General features: G+C 61.3%; 17 protein-coding genes and 1 pseudogene. 6 read left to right on the top strand and 12 right to left on the bottom strand.

The features are described from left to right. Window positions 1-21: 21 nt before the first annotated feature. The gene (locus R6U53_RS10515) at window positions 22-762 is read right to left on the bottom strand and encodes a 4-phosphopantoate--beta-alanine ligase (RefSeq protein WP_410322317.1); all 741 of its coding nucleotides are present in this window, start codon (window positions 760-762) and stop codon (window positions 22-24) included. A 93-nt stretch (window positions 763-855) separates the two neighbouring features. Between R6U53_RS10515 and R6U53_RS10510 the strand changes: the two genes are divergently transcribed. Further along, window positions 856-2,298 carry an amidase gene (locus R6U53_RS10510; protein WP_410322316.1) on the top strand — a complete coding sequence of 481 codons (1,443 nt, stop codon included), beginning with the start codon at window positions 856-858 and terminating at the stop codon, window positions 2,296-2,298. 1,074 nt (window positions 2,299-3,372) lie between these two features. Here R6U53_RS10510 and R6U53_RS10505 read toward each other — a convergent pair. Together R6U53_RS10505 and R6U53_RS10500 are read right to left on the bottom strand one after the other, a co-directional pair. Then, window positions 3,373-3,601 (bottom strand): annotated as a pseudogene (locus tag R6U53_RS10505) (IS6 family transposase); the annotation flags it as partial. Window positions 3,602-3,865: 264 nt separating this feature from the next. Further along, complete coding sequence (locus R6U53_RS10500; RefSeq protein WP_410322315.1) at window positions 3,866-4,672, bottom strand: IclR family transcriptional regulator; 807 nt, start codon at window positions 4,670-4,672, stop codon at window positions 3,866-3,868. A gap of 388 nt (window positions 4,673-5,060) precedes the next feature. On the opposite strand from R6U53_RS10500, the gene R6U53_RS10495 reads away from it, so the two are divergent. Continuing rightward, window positions 5,061-5,666 (top strand): SHOCT domain-containing protein, encoded by a 606-nt coding sequence (locus R6U53_RS10495; protein WP_410322314.1) that lies wholly within the window; start codon window positions 5,061-5,063, stop codon window positions 5,664-5,666. A 25-nt stretch (window positions 5,667-5,691) separates the two neighbouring features. On the opposite strand, the gene R6U53_RS10490 is transcribed toward R6U53_RS10495, so the two are convergent. The 6 genes from R6U53_RS10490 to R6U53_RS10465 form a co-directional block, all read right to left on the bottom strand. After that, a complete protein-coding gene (locus tag R6U53_RS10490) occupies window positions 5,692-6,453 on the bottom strand; it encodes a polysaccharide deacetylase family protein (protein WP_410322313.1) in 762 nt (253 codons plus the stop codon). Between the two features lie 274 nt (window positions 6,454-6,727). Next, window positions 6,728-7,948, bottom strand: coding sequence for an ABC transporter ATP-binding protein (locus R6U53_RS10485; RefSeq protein ID WP_410322312.1), 1,221 nt, complete (start codon window positions 7,946-7,948; stop codon window positions 6,728-6,730). Between the two features lie 2 nt (window positions 7,949-7,950). Then, a complete protein-coding gene (locus tag R6U53_RS10480) occupies window positions 7,951-9,090 on the bottom strand; it encodes an ABC transporter ATP-binding protein (RefSeq protein ID WP_410322311.1) in 1,140 nt (379 codons plus the stop codon). Between the two features lie 59 nt (window positions 9,091-9,149). Next, window positions 9,150-9,578 (bottom strand): universal stress protein, encoded by a 429-nt coding sequence (locus tag R6U53_RS10475; protein ID WP_410322310.1) that lies wholly within the window; start codon window positions 9,576-9,578, stop codon window positions 9,150-9,152. Window positions 9,579-9,646: 68 nt separating this feature from the next. Then, window positions 9,647-10,414, bottom strand: a complete 768-nt coding sequence (locus R6U53_RS10470) for an SDR family NAD(P)-dependent oxidoreductase (protein WP_410322309.1) — start codon at window positions 10,412-10,414, stop codon at window positions 9,647-9,649. A gap of 53 nt (window positions 10,415-10,467) precedes the next feature. Beyond that, window positions 10,468-11,436 carry an asparaginase gene (locus R6U53_RS10465; RefSeq protein WP_410322308.1) on the bottom strand — a complete coding sequence of 323 codons (969 nt, stop codon included), beginning with the start codon at window positions 11,434-11,436 and terminating at the stop codon, window positions 10,468-10,470. 209 nt (window positions 11,437-11,645) lie between these two features. On the opposite strand from R6U53_RS10465, the gene R6U53_RS10460 reads away from it, so the two are divergent. Together R6U53_RS10460 and R6U53_RS10455 are read left to right on the top strand one after the other, a co-directional pair. After that, window positions 11,646-13,082 (top strand): spermidine/putrescine ABC transporter substrate-binding protein, encoded by a 1,437-nt coding sequence (locus tag R6U53_RS10460; protein WP_410322307.1) that lies wholly within the window; start codon window positions 11,646-11,648, stop codon window positions 13,080-13,082. Window positions 13,083-13,085: 3 nt separating this feature from the next. Next, complete coding sequence (locus R6U53_RS10455; protein WP_410322306.1) at window positions 13,086-13,973, top strand: ABC transporter permease; 888 nt, start codon at window positions 13,086-13,088, stop codon at window positions 13,971-13,973. 7 nt (window positions 13,974-13,980) lie between these two features. Here the strand turns inward: R6U53_RS10455 and R6U53_RS10450 are convergent, their stop codons facing one another. Next, window positions 13,981-15,729, bottom strand: coding sequence for a TCP-1/cpn60 chaperonin family protein (locus R6U53_RS10450; protein ID WP_410322305.1), 1,749 nt, complete (start codon window positions 15,727-15,729; stop codon window positions 13,981-13,983). Between the two features lie 87 nt (window positions 15,730-15,816). Here R6U53_RS10450 and R6U53_RS10445 point away from each other — a divergent pair, with 87 nt between their 5' ends. Together R6U53_RS10445 and R6U53_RS10440 are read left to right on the top strand one after the other, a co-directional pair. Further along, on the top strand, window positions 15,817-16,662 hold the full coding sequence (locus R6U53_RS10445; protein WP_410322304.1) for an ABC transporter permease: 846 nt from the start codon (window positions 15,817-15,819) through the stop codon (window positions 16,660-16,662). Between the two features lie 54 nt (window positions 16,663-16,716). Further along, window positions 16,717-17,472 carry an SDR family NAD(P)-dependent oxidoreductase gene (locus R6U53_RS10440; protein WP_410322303.1) on the top strand — a complete coding sequence of 252 codons (756 nt, stop codon included), beginning with the start codon at window positions 16,717-16,719 and terminating at the stop codon, window positions 17,470-17,472. Between the two features lie 5 nt (window positions 17,473-17,477). On the opposite strand, the gene R6U53_RS10435 is transcribed toward R6U53_RS10440, so the two are convergent. Both R6U53_RS10435 and R6U53_RS10430 read right to left on the bottom strand, forming a co-directional pair. Continuing rightward, window positions 17,478-18,821, bottom strand: coding sequence for an acetyl/propionyl/methylcrotonyl-CoA carboxylase subunit alpha (locus tag R6U53_RS10435; RefSeq protein WP_410322302.1), 1,344 nt, complete (start codon window positions 18,819-18,821; stop codon window positions 17,478-17,480). A 44-nt stretch (window positions 18,822-18,865) separates the two neighbouring features. Continuing rightward, entirely contained in the window at window positions 18,866-19,114 is a 249-nt protein-coding gene (locus R6U53_RS10430) for an acetyl-CoA carboxylase (RefSeq protein ID WP_410322301.1), read from the bottom strand. Window positions 19,115-19,157 lie beyond the last annotated feature (43 nt).

Raw genomic sequence — 19,157 nt, 5'->3', positions numbered from 1 at the left:
ATCGGCCGGTCGAACCCTCTCTCAGACGTCCCGAATCCGCCGTTCGGCGGCTTCGAGCGCCTCGGCGGCGTCGAACGACTCGACGATCGAATCGAGCGTCGCCCGGTCGGCGTCGGCCAGTTCGGTCGCGTGCGCCGTCACGTTCGGGACGGCGCGAATCAAATTATCGACGATCGGAACCGTTGCCGCCCGCGCCGACCGGGACAGGGGATTGAGATCGATAACGAGTTCCGTCTTTCCCATCGCACCGAGCGCCTCGGCGCGGTCGCCGTCCTCGAGCGGTACGAGAACCACGTCGGCCGCCCCGATCCCGTCGGCATCGACCTTCGCGCGCTCTTGATCCAGACCGGGGATCCGCCCGTCCGCCGTGAGTCCCTTGACGTTTTCGGCGCCGTGTTCGCGGAGGTGGCTCGCGATGCGCTCGATCCGCTCGTCGGTCCGGTTGAAGAGGTTCACCTCGATGTCCGCCCCGGTCGCCTCGGCCAACTCGACGGTCTCGCCCGGCACGAGCGCGGCTACATTGCCGTTGACTGACAAAACGGCGTGCTCTGCGCGAAGCAGGTGAGCGGCGGCGACGCGCTCGGCTTCGTCAGCGCTCGGTATCGTCGCCTCGCCGAGCAGATAATCGAACGCCTCGCCGCGGCCCTGGGCGATGAGTCCCTGACGCGACGTGAGACCGCGGTCGACGCCGTCCTCGATGCGGTGTCGCGTCAACAGCGACTCGTATCTGGGGTGCGATTCCGAGATCTCCGAACCGGTCATACCGATCGCTCGGATTGCGGCGAATAAAAGCGTCCCGTTCGGTTCGACGGGACCGTCCTCGGGATTTATCGCCCGGACGCGCCATCGTCACGTATGTCCGACCCCGACGATCGCGCCAGTCGCCGCGCGAGCGACGTTCGAACCGGCCGTCGGTCGTCCGTCGACCTCGTCGAGGCCGCGCTGGATCGCATCGACGCCACGGCCGACCTGAACGCATTTATAACCGTCATCGCCGATAGTGCGCGCGAGCGCGCAGCCGAGATCGATGCGGCCGTATCGGACGGGCGTGACCCCGGTCCGCTCGCCGGGTTCCCCGTCGCGATCAAGGACCTCCGGACCCGAAAGAAGGGCGTCCCGAACACGCTGGGGCTACAACCGCTGGCGAACAACGTCGCCGCGGACGATTCGATCGCCGTCGAGCGGCTGGAGGCCGCGGGCGCGGTCGTAGTCGGGACGACGAGCACGCCCGCGTTGGCGCACACGATCAAGACAGAAAACCGTCTCGTCGGCGCGACGGCGACGCCGTTCGACACCGAACGCTCCGCCGGAGGCTCGTCAGGCGGCTCGGCGGCAGCGCTCGCGGCGGGGTCGGTTCGACTCGCCACCGGCTCGGACATCGGCGGATCCCTTCGGGTCCCGGCTTCCTGCTGTAACGTCGTCGCGCTGAAGCCGACGCTCGGTGTCGTTCCGGAGTTCACTGCGTTCGACGGGTTCACCGCTCAGTCCCCCTGCTTCGTCGGCGGGCCGATGGCCCGAACCGTCGACGATACCGCCCTCATGCTCGACGTCATGGCCGGCCACGACGACCGGGATCCGCTGTCGGTGCCCCTCGGCGACGCCCGGTACGTCGACGCGACCGATCGGCCGGCCGATGACCTCTCGATCGCTTACAGCCCGAATCTGGATCTCCAGCCGGTCGCCCCCGCGGTCAGAGAGACGGTGGGCGAGGCGGTCGACGATCTCGCCGCCGCCGGCGCGGCAGTCGAGTCCGTGGGGGTCGAGCTCCCGCCGTACGACGAGCTCTCGCTGGCGTACGTGCGCCTCGTCGGGGCCTTCTTCAGCGCGTTCGGCGCGCAGGTCGAATCGGCCCACGGGATCGACCTCGAGACGGCGGACGTCGAGGAGACGCTCCGATCGACGATCGCGCTCTCGGAGGGCATCGAAACGCTCGAGCAGCGCCTGGCGAACGTTCCCCGTACCGACGCCTACCGGGCGATCGAGGCGGCGCTCGACGGCCACGACGCACTGGTGACCCCGACGCTCGCTGTGCCGCCGTACGGGAAACGTCTCGCGGACCGTTATCCGACGGAAATAGATGGCCGATCGGTTCGTGGCGTCCCCACCGACGCCATGCTCACGTGGGTGTTCAACATGACCGGCCACCCCGCGGCGTCGGTTCCGGCCGGCTTCACTGACGCCGGGCTCCCGGTCGGTTTGCAGGTCGTCGGCCGCCGGTTCGGCGAGACGGACGTGCTGGCGGTCGCGGCGGCGTTCGAACGGGCGCGACCGTGGGCGGACGCGTACCGCGAACTCTGAGATGAACATCGGTACTACACGAACATGTGATCTTGCTGATCTCTCCTGTACATGTCCTGTTAGATCCCCGTATCGGTGTCTCGGTGTTCGGAGCACGGTCCCGTCGAGCGCAACGCGATCCGCGTCGCTGATCGGCTGTCGGTCGGCTTTCCGTACCCGATCGTTAACGACTTCGTCGGCCGCTTAGAACCGAAAATAATAAATTATTTAGTTATATATAAAATTGACATTTTGATAGATAGATCTGGATGCCGGGCTTCGCCGACCGGCTCGGTGTCCGGCTCTCACCCTACCACGTTCGACCCGACCGAGCGGCTACGGCCGCTGATGGATGTGGGTTTTGATCAAACGCGATCGCGGGTCGTCGGCTTCGTTCCCGAGGTTCCGTCGTTAGAGAATCGGTGATCCTCGCGGGCGGAGATCTCCGGATATTCGACTCGACCGCCGACACATCCGTTCTAACTGTCTGTTTGACACTTTCTCGGCTACTCGTTCGGTGATGCGGAAGGTCACCGCTACAGCTGGCGATTGTTTTGCCCATCCTATACAATTTTACTTTCCTCCGAGGATTCACCTTGTTGATGGCGGCCGATTCCGACGGTATCGGTGTCGCCTTCGACTGATTCACTGAAACCCGAGCGAAAGACGGCGGATAAATCGCTATAACGGGTTTCGAGTGTCGGGTGGTAGTGTGTATTCCGTGACACGTGGTTCCGTTATCGGCTCCCACAACGGGGGTATTCACCACGTGGCGGTCGAACGTTTCGGTTCTCGGTATTGCATCATATACAAATACCGTGTCCTCGTTTCGACAGTGCTTTGCGCGGTTGGCCGCGGTACTCGTGGAGCGGTCCAAGCTTCTGACACGCATCGACTGGCATCTTCCGCTTATCGTATCTGCAGTCCGAAACGATTTTGGTCCCATATCTGATATTTATGAAATATTACAAATATCTTAGTATGATAAATATTTATCAATGAATCGGTCCCGACAGGACCCCGGACAGCCCCGGAGTATCACTCGGTACCGGAAGACACCTCGAATACCTTCCCGGTCCGACGTCGCGGTAGCACTCAGATACGCTGATTCCATGCGAAGCCGAACGAGCTGAGCCAGTCGTCGGCAGTTTCCGCTTCGGCGTTGCTAACGGAGTTTTCGAAACCGGTCGTTCCCCGTTTTATCACTCGGAAGATACGTTCGACACTACTTCGGTTTCCCATGTTTTTTACATCCGAGATCGAGGCCGTGACGACGACAGACGCCTTTCAACGAGTATCAGCCATCGACGGGAAACACGGCGTCCACGGGGACCTGCCCCTCGTGTGGCCCATCAGAAACGCGACGCGTCTTTGAGGACGTTGTCCCCACCGCGCTTCTCGTATCCCTCCTGACGCTATATCTCCGTCGGTGCTTATACAGTAACAATATTAATAACGTTATTAATTTGTTTTATCACGCACACCGACGTGCTCTCCGTGTGACTGGCTGATTCGGTTCCCGTTCGAGTTCCTCCCGAGATGATCTCCGATTTGATCACAAATCGTTTGTATGGTGCAAACACTCAATTCAAATATCCTTCGTTCTGTACGCCATCTTTATGTTTATCTCGATAATATCAGCAGTATTCTTAACCATTTGTGGTATTTTTTCGTCGAACCGCTCCCCCTGCATACGGCTTTTGGGCCCCGAGAGACTCAGCGCGCCAAGCATCTCGCCATCCGGACCGCTGATCGGAGCGCCGATCGCCCGGAGTCCGTCAACTTCCTCCTCTTTGTTGTGGGCGTATCCCCGCTCACGGACCGTCTCCAGCTCCTCGTACAGCGTCTCGCTGTCCGTGATCGTGTTCTCCGTTCGCTGTGGGAGGCCGCGCTTGTCGATGATTTTCTCGACCTCTGCTTTCGGTAGGTGGGCCAGGATCGACTTCCCAGCGGCCAGATGGTGGAGGTAGAGGGGCTTTTTTTCCATATGGAGGGGGTAGTCGCTGCCGATCGCCTTTTCGCCGCGGTGGAGGTAGATGACGATCGCCAGCCCGTGCGCTTCGGTCACTAACTGCCCGTACTCGCCGGTCTTTTCGATGAGTTCGTCTAACTCGCCCTTGCCGAACTGATAGAGGAGGTTGTCCTGTCGCACGTGCTCGCCCATCAAAATGAAGCGTGGACTGAGCTTGTAGACGTTGTCGTCTTTCACGACGAAATCGTTCTCGTAGAGAGTGACGAGGTGATTGTATGCACCCCCCTTCGAACACCCGAGCGCATCGGCCATCTCCGTCACGGTCGCTCCGTTCATCCGCTTGAGTCTGTTGATGACGTCCAACGTCCTGGTCGCCGTCTCTAGCGTTCGTGGCCCCGTATCTTCCGTACGATGGTTGGACATGATTACTCCATCCATATTGTTGACTATACTAAATATTTTCTATACGTGAACAGCATCCAAAATTATGCTCTGGGGTAATATGGCTGAATATCGGCGTGAGAACGGTTAGACTCCCATTTATACTGAGTTAATACGTTCTTTTTGTGCAAAACCAGCAGACGCAAAGCGTTTGCAACACGCAAGTGACTGTTTTCTTATATTCGTGCGTATCCCGGGATTACTCGCCGAGACGTATATAGGTACAGTTCTTGATGGGAGTTAACACACCGAGTAGTCCCGGCGGTGCCCACGGCGTTTGTGCCTCGCAAAAGCATACGCCCCTATGGGTTGTGTCGACCCCGCCGTCCAGCGCGCACTTTTTAGGTATCTGCGGCGAACCTGCAGGTATATGACCGACGCCGACCGCCTCGACGAACTCGCCGACACGGCAGACGGTGATTCCGTCACGACCGAGGTACTACGACGAGAAATCAACGGCCAACCCCTCCATGAACTCCTAGAGGACGCCGAACGGCCCCAGTACTTTCTCACCGGCAGCATGCTCGATATCGTCGACGAATCCGCCCCGGAATCCGATCCGGGTCGCCGCCGTCGCAAGGTTGCGAGCAGCGGGACGTCCCTGTCGACAGTCGTGACCGACCGACGGCTCTTGGTGCTTCTCCCCCGAACGGACGACATCGAACGCTTGAGTGTCCCGTTTAGCGATGTCGTCGCGGTCAACGCGGAGAACGCTCCAGGCGGTAACCACCGTCTTTCCGTTCGAACCGGGGACAAATCGTACCGTATCGATACGTCACAGACAGAAAGCGCCGAAACGGATTCGGCGAGCCAGTACATCGATGCTACGGAACTCACCGGGGAGCGTACTCACCGCGACGCTGCGGGCGGCGTTACCGAATCGCTGGACGCCCTCGAACGACTGGCAGACCTGTACGACCGCGGGGCGATCACCGACCGGGAGTTCGAGGAAATGAAAGCAAAAATACTGGAGTAGTGGTCGCCTACGACCGCGTCGATGCTCAGTTGTTCTTTCGGAACTCGGTCGCGACGTCGTGCATCTCCTTGAACTCGACGTCGTCCTTCTTCTGCATGTGTTGTATCAGGTCTTCGAGCCGGGAGAGACGGTGCCCCTGACCGATGACCTGCGGATGCATCGTCATGACGAACACCCCGTCGTCGACGTGCTCGTGCATCCAGTCGAACTGGTCGTAGTAGCGCTGGAACAGCGAATCCTCGCTCACGTAGCCCATTCGGTGGGGACGCGCCCAGGTGAACGTCAGCGCTGGCCAGTCGTCACGCTGCCAGGAGACGGGTAGTTCGACGATATCCGTCGGTTCGCCCCGGTCGTACGGCCCGTCTTCTGGAGCGCTCCAGTCGCCGTACACCCAGTGGGGCTCGAAGTCCGACGCCATCTTGCTGGAGTCCCACTCGATACCCACCTCGTCGAGGATCTCGAGCGTATTCTCGGAGTAATCCCACGCAGGCGAGCGATATCCGTCGGGTTTCTCGCCGGTGAGGTCGACGATAGACTCGATCGCGCGCTCGACGTCCGCCATCTCGTCTTCTTTGGTATCGTACGTCGCCGGCCCCGTATGACTCCAGCCGTGGTGTTGGATGTCGTACCCTCGGTCGTACACTTCGCCGGAGATCTCGGGGAAACTGTCTATCGTATGTCCCGGGATGAACCACGTCGCCGGAACTTCGTACTTGTCGTGGAGGTCGAGGAGTCGGGGCGCTCCCTTTTCTGCACCGAAAACACCGCGAGAGTGCCGCGTTGGCATGTCCCATGAGTCGTATGACCAAAGCCACGTCGATACGGCGTCGAAATCGTATGATAGGCACACTGTTGACGTCATATGCGTCTAGCGATTGAACCGAGTCACACTAAAACATTTCTGAAACAGTAGTATTCCTATCACTAATTTCCCGCGCTCGATCCGGTCGTCAGTTTCGGGTGCTCCGTGTAAAAATCACGCGACGTATCCCGACGAACCGATACCGACTCTGGCGGCGTTTGACCGCGGAACGAAAAAGAGTGATTATCTCACTGATACGTTACTCGCCCAGGATATCCTTCTGGAGGTCGACGTCATCGACGACGCTCGTCTTCTCGAGGAGCACCGTGTCGTGACTCGCCCAGTTGACGGTGACCGTCTCGTCGAGATCGGAGATGAGTTCGCGGTTCAACAGCTGGAACTCCATCGATTCGTCGTCGACGGGTTCGAGCAACACTTGCGTTCCCTGGCCGGCGTGGGTGATGATGTCCTCGACGCGGCACTCGAGTTCGTTTTCGCCCGCGCCATCGAGGGACAGGTGCTGTGGCCGAACGTTGAACGAGAGTTGAGTCCCAACGACATCCTGAGGCGAAGAGCTCAGATTGGCCGTCGACGCCACGAACGTTCCGAGGTGCGTTTCGACGTGAGCGAGCTCCCCGTCTTCACTGACGTCCGTCACGGTCCCGTTGAAAATATTCGAGTCTCCGACGAACGTCGCGACGAACGCTGTCGCGGGCTTGTTGTACGTCCGGTTGACGGATTCGGCCTGCTCGATCTTGCCGTCGTTCATCACGATGATTTGGTCGGCGAGGCGCATCGCCTGGGTCTGGTCGTGCGTGACGTAGACCATCGTCGTATCGAACTCCCGGTGGATGCGGAGCAGTTCCTGCTCCATGTGTTTTTGCAGTTTGTAGTCCATGTCACCCAGCGGCTCGTCCAACAACAGCAGCTTGGGTTCGAGGACGAGGCTGCGCGCGAGCGCGACCCGCTGTTTCTGTCCCGCCGACAGCTCCATCGGATCGCGATCTTTGCTCCCGCCCAGTCGCATCGTTTCGATGATGTCGTCGAGTCGCTGCTGGATTTCGCTATCGGGCAGGTCGATACGTTCGAGACCGTACCGGATGTTCTCCTCCACGTTGAGATGCGGGAACAGCTGGAAGTCCTGAAAGACCAGTCCGATGTCCCTGTCGTAGGTGTTCGTGTCGGTGATCTCCTCGCCGTCGAGCTCGACGGTCCCCTCGGTCGGCTCGATTTTCCCGACCAGCGAGTGCAACGTCGTGGACTTCCCACAGCCACTCGGGCCGATAACGACACAGAAGTCACCTTCACGAATACTGAAACTGATGTCGTCGACTGCGAGCGTGCCGTCCGGATAGATCTTCGTCAGCCCCGACACCTCCAAGATCTTGTTTCGGGAGTCGCTTTCTGCTGAGATGCGTTCGCCCTCGCCGGCGCTCGCCGCGGTCGGTTCCACTTCAGTGCTGTGTTCTATATCGGACATGATTATACCTCCATGAGAGTCTCGACAGTCGCGGTCGACGCCGAACTCAGCGTACTGAAACAGAGCGTATCCGCCTTGTCCCAGCCGATCGATATCGACTCGCCGATCGTTTCGTTGCCGATCGTCGGGGTACCGTCCTTGATCGACCGGATTGCGTAGTCGAGGCCCTCTATTTCGAACGCGTACTCGGTTTCTCTGCCCATGTATGTCCAGTCGACGAACGTCGCCTCGTAGACGTTGTCCAGCCCGACCGCCGCGTCGCCGAACCCCACGTCTTCGGGCCGAACGATCGTGATCGATCGCTGGTTCGGGTCGATATCGTCGCCCTGCACCCTCGCCGACATCTCCCCGATCTCCGTCTCGACAGCCACCGTGTCGTCACCCCCATGGGTCGCGTTTCCGATGAAACCGTTCGAGTCACCCACGAACTGCCCCACGAACGCCGAGGCCGGTTCGTAATACACTTCCTCGGGGTGCCCGATCTGCTCGATTCGACCCTGATTGAGGATGACCAGCTTGTCGGCCAACTTGAGGGCCTGATCCTGATTGTGCGTGACATAAACGAACGTGCTGTTCATCTCCTCTTGGATCTGGCGGACTTCGAGTTCCATCCGCTTTTGCAGTTTGTAGTCCAGATCGGCCAACGGATCGTCCAAGAGTACGATGTCACACTCCCGAACGAGCTGTCTCGCCAGCTCGACACGCTGTTGTTGGCCGCCGCTTAGCTCCGTGGGGAGGTCGTCGCGAGTGTGCGAAATAGCGAGCAGTTCCAGCACCTCGTCGATTCGCTCGTCGATCTCCGACTGGGTATAGTCGGCGTCCTGCTGGTGGAGGCCGAACGCTACGTTCTCGAAAACGGTCTTGTGCGGGAACAGCGCGTCCTCGAACTCCTGGAAGACGTATCCAAGATCACGTTCCTCCACCGGGACCGTCTCGACCGGGGTACCGTTGATCCGTATCGTTCCCTCGTACTCGATGAGTCCGGCAATAGACTGCAACAGCGTGCTCTTTCCGCTCCCGCTCGGGCCCATAACAACGCAAAATTCACCGGTCTCGACGTCCAGTGAAATATCTCGGAGGACAGTTTCGTTCGAATAATGTTTCGATAAGTTTTCTATCGACAATGCCGTCTCTGAACTCATTACGAATATAAAGCGCGACGGCGTATATTAGTTGTTGTGGTTAGGCGAGAGTATCGCCACTATCTGACCAGCGTACAGGGCACGTCGGTGCCGAGCATGATCCGTTGTGAGACGCTCCCGAGGATCGCCTTCCCGGCCGGCGAGCGATTTCGGCCGCCGACGAACACGTGGTCTATGTCGTGTGTCCCGATGAAGGATACCAACTCCTCGTCAGCCGTCCCCGTCGAGGCCTCCACCGAGATGTCCACACCTGCCTTTGTCAGGATGTCCGCCGCGAGTTCGATCGTCCCGTTTTGTCGAGCCATCTCCGCGGGATCCGCCGATTCATAATCGAGTGCCGACAGTAAGTCTTTGAACTCGTCAGGTTCGTACACGTGATACAAAACGACGTGGGCGGAGAGACCGCTGGCGATCTCTGCCGCGTGTTCGACTACCGGTCGCATGCGCGTTTCGTTGTCCTCGACGGCTATCAGGATGGTTTCAATCATGTATTAAATCGTTGGTTTCGCTCGGTGATAGGTATTTCACTCGCATAACGTTGGCTGTCACGCTTGGTCTACTGTGCCGTCCAGCCGCCGTCGACGCTCAGGATGTCCCCCGTGATGAAATCGCTTTCATCGCTCGCGAGGAACACGGCGACCGCTGCGACGTCCTCCGGCTCGCCGAACCGCGGCCACGGCGTCTTCGCCTCCCAGTCGGCGACGATCTCCGGGTTGTTCTCGCGCCATTCGACGTTTTGTGCAGTCTTGATGATCCCCGGTGCGATGGCGTTGACGTTGATTTCGTCGTCGGCGTAGTCCAGCGACATCTGCCGTGTCAGGTTCGAAACGCCGCCTTTCGACGCGCAATACGCGGCGCTCGAGCCCCCTCCGACGAGCCCGAATATCGACGAGAGATTGATGATCTTCGCGTTCTCGCTGTCTTTCAGTTCCGGGATGGCTGCCTTGCTACAGAGGAAGGTGCCGCGCAGATTGACGTTCGTAATCGCGTCGTATTCCTCCGTCGGCGTTTCGTGTGCTTCGTACTGGTAGTAGATCCCGGCGTTGTTGACCAGGATATCGAGCCCGCCGTACTCGCTGACGGCCGCCTCGACCGCCTCGCGAACGGCCGTCTCGTCGGTCACGTCCGTCTCGACGAACAGGCTCTCCGCGTCGGCCTCGTCCAGTTTATCGAACACCGACCGCTCGTCGTCGAGTTTCGGCTCCCGACGCACGTCGGCCACGACGACGTCGGCCCCTTCGCGGCCGAACGCGGCGGCGATTGCGTTTCCAATACCCGAACTCCCACCTGTGACTAGCGCCACGCGGTCGTTCAAACGTTGCATACGTACTAGAGACCGCAACCACCCGTCAAAAACGTTTGGCACGAACTGACCGTTCAGAAGTACTCCGTTGCGGTGAGCGGTTCGTCGACGGCTTCGAGCGCGAACGCGAGCTTCAGTCGGGCCTTGTGTGCGGGCAGATCGCCCGCATGGACTGCACCGTTGTCGACGAGCGTCTGCCCACCGCCGTCGGTTCCGTACACAGGGCCAGTCGATCCCGCGTGACACCGTGAGGTAACGACGACTGGGATCCCCTGCTCGACGGCCTCGCCGACCGCGTTACCCAGCGCTGACGTGGTATTGCCGAGACCGGTTCCCTCGATGACGACGCCGTCGACACCCTGTTCGACGGCAGTGTCGAGCTGTTGGGAACCGATACCGACCGCGGACTTGATCATTCGCACGTCCGCGGACGACCGCGTGGGAACGAACGTTCCGCTGTAGCTCCCTGGCTGTCGATGAAACCGAATACTCTCCCTCGTGAACGATCCAACGGGTCCCTTGTCCGGGGAATCGAACGTCCCGAGCGCGCTCGTGTGGGACTTGGTCACGTCGCGGGGGGAGTGTAACTCCATGTCGAAGGCGATGTAGACGCCGCCGGCAGCCCGGAGGCGATCGTGCGTTGCGGCACGTACCGCCGCTAGCATGTTCGCGGGGCCGTCGGGACTGTGCTCATCGGGGCGCCGCTGTGCGCCCGTAAACACCACCGGGACGTCGAAATCGCGGGTTATATCCAGCACGTAGGCGGATTCCTCCATCGTGTCCGTGCCGTGGGTGACGACCACGCCGTCGGCGTCGGCGGCGATCACGTCGGCGACCGCGTCGCCGACGTCGGCGATGGTGTCGAGATCCATATCGAAACTCGGCACCTGCGCGATGTCACGAACCGATAGCGTCGCGTACTCGGACAGTTCCGGAACAGCCGCTATCAGTTCTTTACCACTCTTTTGTGGTGTCGCCGCCGTCTCGTCTCGGGTGCTGGCAATGGTACCGCCAGTGCTGATGACTGCGACTTCAGCGCTCATACCCCTCCTTCATCTAGCCCGGTAATGAAGGTTTTGCGCTCGCGTTTCACCCCTCGTTCGAGACTTCTGCACCGTTGGTGCTGTCGTTTGTATCCGGTCTTATCTCATTTGGCGAGCGCGTTCCACCCACCGGTCTGTTTGAATATGTTTGAATATTGCTCTCCTCCCAAAGCTTAATATGAGATGTTACATAAGGTGAGTTGAAGAATATGACTGATGATCAGATTCCGCGACGAAAGTTTGTCAAATACGCCGGCATAGCCGGCGCCGGGGCAGCAATGGCTGGATGCAGTGGGGGTAACGGCGGCAACGGCGGTAACGGCGGCAACGGCGGCACCGGCGGCAACGGTAACGGTAACGGTAACGGGAACGGTGGAAACGGTAATGGCGACGGGCTCGACAGCGGCGAACGCCCGCTCACTTGGATCGGCCCGGCGTGGGCCGTTCGAGACGGGCAGGCAGAAATCTACACTAACGTCACCGGCATCGACGTGGACACGACGAACGCGACGATCCCCACCGTCCAGCAGCGCATACTCGGCGGCGAGCGGGAGAGCTTCGACGCGTTCTCTCTCGACACGGCTGGCGCCGGTGCCCTGGTCAACGATAACGATGCCCACATACCGGTACCAACGGAGGATCTCCCCGGGTGGGATCCCGAGGTCACGTCCGAACTGTTCACCAACCCGGGCGAGCGTCTCAGCGATCTCGGCGCACAAACGGAGACCGTGAACGAGGTCCTGTGGCAGGACGACGAGCGGACGGAACTGCGTTTCGCGCCACACGTTTACAACTTCGACGCGGTCGGCTACAATCCGGAGTACGTCGATGAGTCGACCCTCTGGAGCGACCTCTTCGACGACCAATACGAGGGCGAAGCAATCATCGGTTCGACGTCCTCGATCACCATCCCGCAGGCGCTGATGCACCTCGTCGACAACGGGATGCTCGACGGTGAGGTGGGTGACCTCAACAACCCGACCGAAGAACAACTCGACGCCGCAATCGACTTCCTCATCGAACAGAAGACGAGCGGGCAGTTCCGGTCGACGTGGGAAGCGTACGGCGAATCGGTCAACCTGATGGCCAGCGAGGAGGCGGTCATCGGTGACCTCTGGCAACCGGCCGCGCTCGACACCCGTCGGTCGGGAACGCCGATCACCTACGCGACCATGGAGACCGGCCAGAACGGCTACCAGGGCTATCGATACTGGTACGGCGGTATCTCCCCGACGAACCCCGGCGCGTCCAACCGCAACAACTACGACGAGGTCGCGAAACTCATCGACGTTCACTACGGCGCGGCCTTCCCCGGCTTCATTCAGGGCTACGGGTACTCCGTCCCCCACTACCCGAACGAAGAGCTCGTCCGCGACGGCTCCGACGACACCGGCGACGGGATGGGACCGGAGTACTACGACTGGGCCTACAACGGCGAGGCCACGTACGATCCCATCGACGAACCGGCGCTCTTCGATCCGCTCGAACACGACTGGGCGGACGAGGAGGGCGAGCCGTCCGACGACGGCAGCACCCGGGACAGCGGCCCCATCGAGGAGCGCATCGACAGGATCGGGTTCTTCCAGATCTGGCCCGATAACGCGAGCTACATGACCGACCGCTGGCGCGACTTCACGAGTGCGTAAGCCATGAGCACAGCCGACAAACTGTTGCCCGGCGACCGAGACCTGTCGCTCGGTGAAATCCACGTCCTCACGGGCCCGACCGTGCTGTGGTTCACCGTCTTCCTGCTGGCACCGCTGGGAGTGGTGGCGATATACAGTTTCCTCACCTACGAGTCGTTCTCGGTCATCTGGGAGTTCACGCTGGATTCGTACACGGAAACCGTCCTCTCGGGTACGGTCCTCTCGGCGACGGCACTCACCGTCGGGATCGGCCTGATCGTGACCGCGATCACGCTCGTCTTCGGTTACCCGATCGCCTACTACCTCCGGTTTTACCTGAGTGAAAAGGGGGGTATCCTGCTGTTGCTGTTTCTGGTCATCCCGTTTTGGACGTCGGACATCGTCCGAACCATCGGGTACATCCCGATCCTCGGCCGAACAGGGATAATCAACCAGGTGCTCATCTGGATCGGGATCATCGACGAACCGATCTCGGTGCTGCTGTTCTCGCCGCTGTCGATGGGGATCGGCTATCTACAGAACTACGTCGTGTTCATGGCGGCGCCGATCTACATCTCGCTGTCCCAGATCGACGAGGACCTATTGGACGCCTCGGAGACGCTCCGTGGCAACCCCGTCCAGACGTTCCGCCACGTCACGCTGCCGATGAGCCTGCCGGGCGTCGCGATCGGCTGTATGTTCACGTTCGTTCTGACCATCGGTAACTTCTCGGTACCGAGTTTCCTCAGCGGCGGACAGGGGACGATCAGTACGCTGATTTACGACTCGGTGAACCGCGGACTGCGGTACCCCGATGCCGCCGCGATGTCGATGATGCTGTTGCTCATGATCTTCATCTTCGTCTACGCGCTGTTGCGAACCGTAGACATTACCGAAATCGCACAGAGCTGACGACTCCCTATTCGTCGCTTTCGCGCGCGGCTTCGACATTCTTGGCGCGCTTGTCGTAAATCTTGTCCTCGGGGTCGGGACGCTCCCACATATACCGCGCCTCGAGCGCATCGTCGATGCCGAGAATCATGTTGGCGACTTGCGTCGCAACGACGAGCGACCGGCGGCGGGTCGCGTGTGCGTCGAGTATCCCCGCATCGAGAACGTCCGTGACTGATCGCTCCGGGACGACGTAGCCGTAGGTGTCACCGTGGGTCGATTGCCTCACGCGGATGTCTGCGACGGCATCGAGAGGGTCGTCACCGGCGTTCTTCGCGATGGTGAATGGGACCATCTCGAGCGCGTCGGCAAATCCTTCCACGGCCAACTGCGCTTTCGAGCCGTGAGTCGTCGCCGTGTCCCGAACCCGTCGCGCGACGGCGACGTCCGTCGCGCCGCCACCCGGAACGTAGCCGGAATACTCCGTGCCGTGGCCGGCCGCCGAAGCGACGGCGGCGGCGGCTTTTCTGAGCTGTCTGGTGAGTTCCTCACCCCCCTGATCGAGCGTCCCCGGAAGTAGCGCCGTGACAGACTTCGGGCCGTCGCAGCCCTCGATGACGATCATCTTTCGCGTGCGTCGACGGCCGGGACGCGGGTCGTGGTGCCGTTCGGAGACGCTCCCCGCGTATCCGAGGTGTTCGGCCCTGATGTCGGTCACGTCGTTGACGATCGTCGCGCCGGTCGCGAGCGCGGCCTGCGCGAGTTTGAGCCGGTTGACCGCACGGACGCCGAGGATCCCGTGATCCGCGAGTGCGGCTCTGTACTCCGGCTCCATCCCCTGTCGGGCGAGGACGACGTCGACGCCGGCGGTGACGATGTCGGAGATGATGTCCTCCCGGCGGCCGTCGAACGCCGACGCGAGTTTCGATAGGTCGACCGGTTCGTCGCTGGCGGCCGACCAGTCCCGTTCCAGCGCCGGGTCGATGAGACCGCCGGTACCGTGTCCGCCCAGGACGAGCACAGACGCGTCCTCGACGCGTTTGGGCATCCCATCGTCCGCTCGACCGCTCCGGTCGAGGATCGCGCCGTCGACGAGACGGGACTCGCTGAGTCGGCCGGTCCGCTTGGTTCTGATCGCGAACGTCTTTCCGTTCGGTGCGCCGACCTGTTCGACGGCGTCGACGGCGAGCGGTACCCACGCCTCGAGGAGGCCGCCGACGTCGTTGCCGTTCATCGCCGAGCGCGCGATCGCCTCCGCACGCTCTCGGTTCGCCAGATCGAGCGGCCGCGCCAGCTCCGCCAGCGCCTCCGTCGCCACGTTTAGCCCGGACCAGTACCCGCGTTTGATATCGGTGGGGTGGACGCCCAGTTCCATCAGCTCACTCGCCTCGTCGAGGAGCGACGCCGCGAGGACGACGCTCGTCGTGACGCCGTCGTAGATGTCCTTCCCCTCGATGTCCGTGTCCCCCGGCCGTTCCGGACCGATCATGCGCCGCACCAGCGGCGCGATGGCGTGTTCCAGCGGGAGCTCCTCGAGTATCGTCGCGCCGTCAGTCGTGACCGTAAAGACGTCCTGTGGCGGGTTCGCCGGGTTCTCCTCTTGACGCGTTTCCAGCGCCGTCACGATGAGTTTGTCCCGCGGCGTCGGGCCGAGTGTCGACGCCACGACGCCCGCGATGGCCCAAACCGCGTTCATGTTCGCAGTCGGAAACTCCGCGCCCTCCATTCCGGGCGGTGCTCGCCCCACTTTGCCGTCGTTGCCCGCGTCCTGACTCATACTATATGGCCAAGCAACCGAGCAGTATAACACCAACGTTCGCCCGCTCCGTCGGTTTTAAGTCACTATGCGTGTTGGCACAGTGTAATGGCAACCGAATCGAAAGCCACGAGTAGTACCAGGCACAAATCCACCTTGGTACGATTATCCGAACGGCTGAACATGCGGCACGTCCTCATCGCCTTCGTCGCGTTCATGGTCGTGTATATTTACGCGCCTATACTGTCGCTGATCGCCTTCTCGTTCAACAGTGCCGGTCTCACTTTTCCGTTCGTCGGATTCACCACCGAGTGGTACTCGATACTGTTCGAGAACCAGACGATAATCGACGCGACGATACGGTCGCTCCAGCTCGCGTTGGTCGTCACAGTCATCACGACGATCCTCTCGACGGCGACCGCAATGGCGTATCGGTACGATTTCTGGGGGCAGCGGGGGCTTTTGTATCTCCTCATCCTCGGCATCATCACGCCCGGTATCACCTACGGGGTCGGTGCGTCACTGTTCCTCAGCGAACTGCTCGGTATCGGGCAAAACCTCTGGCTGGCGACGCCTGTCCACGTCGTCTGGACGATGCCGTTCGCGGTCATCGTCCTGTTGGCCGGGTTCCCGCGAACGCTCGCCGAGAACGAACGGGCCGCACGCGTGATGGGGGCGGATCGCTGGACGCGCTTCCGCGAGATAATCCTTCCCCAGATCGCGCCGACCGTCCTCGGTGCCGCCGTGTTCGCTTTCACGCTGTCGTACAACGAGGCGACCCGCGGTCTGCTCCTCGTCGGTCAGGACAACACGCTCCCGATCCAGATCTTCGCGATCGCCGCCGGGACGCGTGCGACTCCGGAACTGTTCGCGCTGGGTGCCGTGACGACCGTCTTTTCGACGCTACTGCTCGCGGTCGGCGGGTTCATCATCTTCTTTAGTTCCTCCTCGTAGGGTCGGACGATCTTTCTGGGAACATATTTCTATGTGGCCTCGGTAGGGTGGCTCATGCCTCGATTACCAGAAGCGAACGCATTAGTCACGGGAGCGAGCCGCGGTATCGGTCGCGGCATTGCGGAAGGCCTCGCGGATGCGGGTGCGCGAGTCGCGGTCAACCATCCGCCGGGTGACGGCGAGCGAGCCGTCGCACTCGACGTCGTCGATGAAATCACCGACGGCGGCGGCGAGGCGATGGCGCTGGAAGGTGACGTCTCCGATGCCGATAGCGTTCAATCGATGCTCGAGCGGTTCGAGGAGGAGTGGGGGACGGTCGACGTGCTCGTGAACAACGCGGGGATCCTCACGCAGTCCGAACTCGCGGAGATGCCCGTCGAGATGTGGGACGAGACGATGGACGTCGACCTGCGCGGGGTCTTTTTGACGACCCGCTTTGCGCTCCCGGGAATGTTGGATTCCGGAAACGGCTCCGTGATCAACGTCGCCTCACAGTTAGGGATCAAGGGGGCCGAAGAGCTGGTCCACTACTCCGCGGCGAAGGGCGGCGTCATCGCGTTCACGCGGGCACTCGCCCGGGAGGTCTCACCGACGGTGCGAGTCAACGCGATCGCACCGGGCCCCATCGAGACGGCGCTGCTCGAGGACATCTCCGAGGAGTGGCGCGAGGCGAAGGAAGCCGAGCTACCGATGGACAGACTGGGTCGCGTCGAGGACGTGGTTCCGACCGCCGTCTTCCTCGCGAGCGAGGACAGCTCTTATTACACGGGACAGACGTTGAGTCCCGACGGTGGCGACGCGATGCACTGAGCGGGCTACTCGACATCCATCTCTTTTTCGACGAACGTCGTCGAGTGTTCCGCCGCGACGAAGCGATCGTCATCGAGCACCTGTCGGTGGAAGGGGATCGTCGTCGGCACGCCCTCGATCGTCGTCTCGCCGAGGGCGCGTTTGCCCCGCTCGATCGCTTCCTCGCGGGACTGGCCGGCGACGACGAACTTCGCGAACATCGAGTCGTAGAAAGGCGCGATAGCGTCGCCCTCGTCGATGCCGTCGTCGACGCGGACGCCGATCCCCCGAGGCTGACGGTACGTCTCGACGGTTCCCGGGAGCGGATCGAAGCCGCTCGATGGGTCTTCGGCGTTGATGCGGAACTCGATGGCGGCCCCGCGTGGCTCAACCGCGGACTGTTCGAAGTCGATCTCTTCCCCGGCGGCGATTCGCAGTTGCCATTTCACGATGTCGAAGCCGGTCACCACTTCGCTGATGGTGTGTTCGACTTGAATGCGTGCGTTGACTTCGATGAAGTAGTAGTCGCCGTCCTGATAGAGGAACTCGACGGTACCGGCGTTGACGTAGCCGGCCTCCGCGACGCCCTCGCGCGCTCGTTCGCACAGCGCGTCACGCTCCTCGTCGTCGAGCGCCGGCGAGGGGGTCTCCTCGATGAGTTTCTGTTGGCGCCGTTGCATGCTGCAATCCCGCTCGCCGAGATGCCGGACGTTGCCGTGTTCGTCGGCGAGCACCTGCACCTCGATGTGTTTCGGATCGTCGAGAAAGCGCTCGATATAAACGTCGGGGTTGCCGAAGTACGCCTCGGCCTCGTGACGGGCATCCTCGAACTCGCCGTCGATATCGTCGTCGCGGTGGACGACTCGCATCCCCCGCCCGCCACCGCCGCCGTCGGCTTTGATGGCCAGCGGAAAGCCGTGTTCCTCGCCGAACTCGTGTATCTCCTCGACGCTTTCGACGGGGGTCGTCGTGCCCGGCACGATCGGAACGCCCGCCTCGTCCATCAACGCTCTGGCCTTGGTCTTCTCGCCGAACTGCTCCATGATGTCGCTTGGCGGGCCGACCCACACGAACCGGCTCTCCTCGACGGCGCTCGCGAAGGCCGTGTTCTCCGCGAGGAAGCCGTAGCCGGGGTGGATCGCATCGACCTCGGCCTCGCGAGCGCCGTCGAGGATGGCGTCGACGTTGAGGTAGCTCTTGCGGGCGACGGAGCCGCCGACGTTGTACGCCTCCTCGGCCAACCTGACGTGTTTCGCGGTTTCGTCGGTGTCGCTGTAGATCCCGACGGGTGTCACGCCGAGTTCGCGACACGCCTGGATGATTCTGATGGCGATTTCGCCCCTGTTGGCGATGAGGACTTTGTCGAACACACCGGGTAGAGGGCCGAGCCGACTAAATAACTACTGTCTCCCCGTCAGTTCGGCTCGATAGTCACGAGCCCGTCGCCCGCCTCGACCTCGCTCTCGTTTTCGACGAGAAACTCGACCACGACGCCGTCCGTATCCGCCGTGATATCGTGGAAGTTCTTCATCACGCCGATGAGTGCGACTTTCTCGCCCGCTTCGACCTCGTCACCCTCCTCGACGAAGACGGGAGTGTCCGGGTCCGGTCGTCGGTAGAATACGCCTGGTATCGGTGCTTCGATAGTGATAGTTTCAGCCATTTTCGGATACCGGTCACAACTCTCGGAGCGATTATATAATTTC

The sequence above is a fragment of the Natronomonas sp. genome, from assembly GCF_046483325.1.
Lineage (GTDB): Archaea > Halobacteriota > Halobacteria > Halobacteriales > Haloarculaceae > Natronomonas.
This window is presented reverse-complemented; position numbering and strand designations above follow the sequence as displayed.

What these genes read in the sequence shown, in the direction of transcription:
- R6U53_RS10430 (WP_410322301.1), bottom strand. Translation starts at nt 19,114, where the DNA reads ATGGCTGAAACTATCACTATCGAAGCACCGATACCAGGCGTATTCTAC.
- R6U53_RS10500 (WP_410322315.1), bottom strand. Translation starts at nt 4,672, where the DNA reads ATGTCCAACCATCGTACGGAAGATACGGGGCCACGAACGCTAGAGACG.
- R6U53_RS10485 (WP_410322312.1), bottom strand. Translation starts at nt 7,948, where the DNA reads ATGTCCGATATAGAACACAGCACTGAAGTGGAACCGACCGCGGCGAGC.
- R6U53_RS10495 (WP_410322314.1), top strand. Translation starts at nt 5,061, where the DNA reads ATGACCGACGCCGACCGCCTCGACGAACTCGCCGACACGGCAGACGGT.
- R6U53_RS10460 (WP_410322307.1), top strand. Translation starts at nt 11,646, where the DNA reads ATGACTGATGATCAGATTCCGCGACGAAAGTTTGTCAAATACGCCGGC.
- R6U53_RS10475 (WP_410322310.1), bottom strand. Translation starts at nt 9,578, where the DNA reads ATGATTGAAACCATCCTGATAGCCGTCGAGGACAACGAAACGCGCATG.
- R6U53_RS10455 (WP_410322306.1), top strand. Translation starts at nt 13,086, where the DNA reads ATGAGCACAGCCGACAAACTGTTGCCCGGCGACCGAGACCTGTCGCTC.
- R6U53_RS10490 (WP_410322313.1), bottom strand. Translation starts at nt 6,453, where the DNA reads ATGCCAACGCGGCACTCTCGCGGTGTTTTCGGTGCAGAAAAGGGAGCG.
- R6U53_RS10440 (WP_410322303.1), top strand. Translation starts at nt 16,717, where the DNA reads ATGCCTCGATTACCAGAAGCGAACGCATTAGTCACGGGAGCGAGCCGC.
- R6U53_RS10450 (WP_410322305.1), bottom strand. Translation starts at nt 15,729, where the DNA reads ATGAGTCAGGACGCGGGCAACGACGGCAAAGTGGGGCGAGCACCGCCC.
- R6U53_RS10470 (WP_410322309.1), bottom strand. Translation starts at nt 10,414, where the DNA reads ATGCAACGTTTGAACGACCGCGTGGCGCTAGTCACAGGTGGGAGTTCG.
- R6U53_RS10480 (WP_410322311.1), bottom strand. Translation starts at nt 9,090, where the DNA reads ATGAGTTCAGAGACGGCATTGTCGATAGAAAACTTATCGAAACATTAT.
- R6U53_RS10515 (WP_410322317.1), bottom strand. Translation starts at nt 762, where the DNA reads ATGACCGGTTCGGAGATCTCGGAATCGCACCCCAGATACGAGTCGCTG.
- R6U53_RS10510 (WP_410322316.1), top strand. Translation starts at nt 856, where the DNA reads ATGTCCGACCCCGACGATCGCGCCAGTCGCCGCGCGAGCGACGTTCGA.
- R6U53_RS10445 (WP_410322304.1), top strand. Translation starts at nt 15,817, where the DNA reads ATGGCAACCGAATCGAAAGCCACGAGTAGTACCAGGCACAAATCCACC.
- R6U53_RS10465 (WP_410322308.1), bottom strand. Translation starts at nt 11,436, where the DNA reads ATGAGCGCTGAAGTCGCAGTCATCAGCACTGGCGGTACCATTGCCAGC.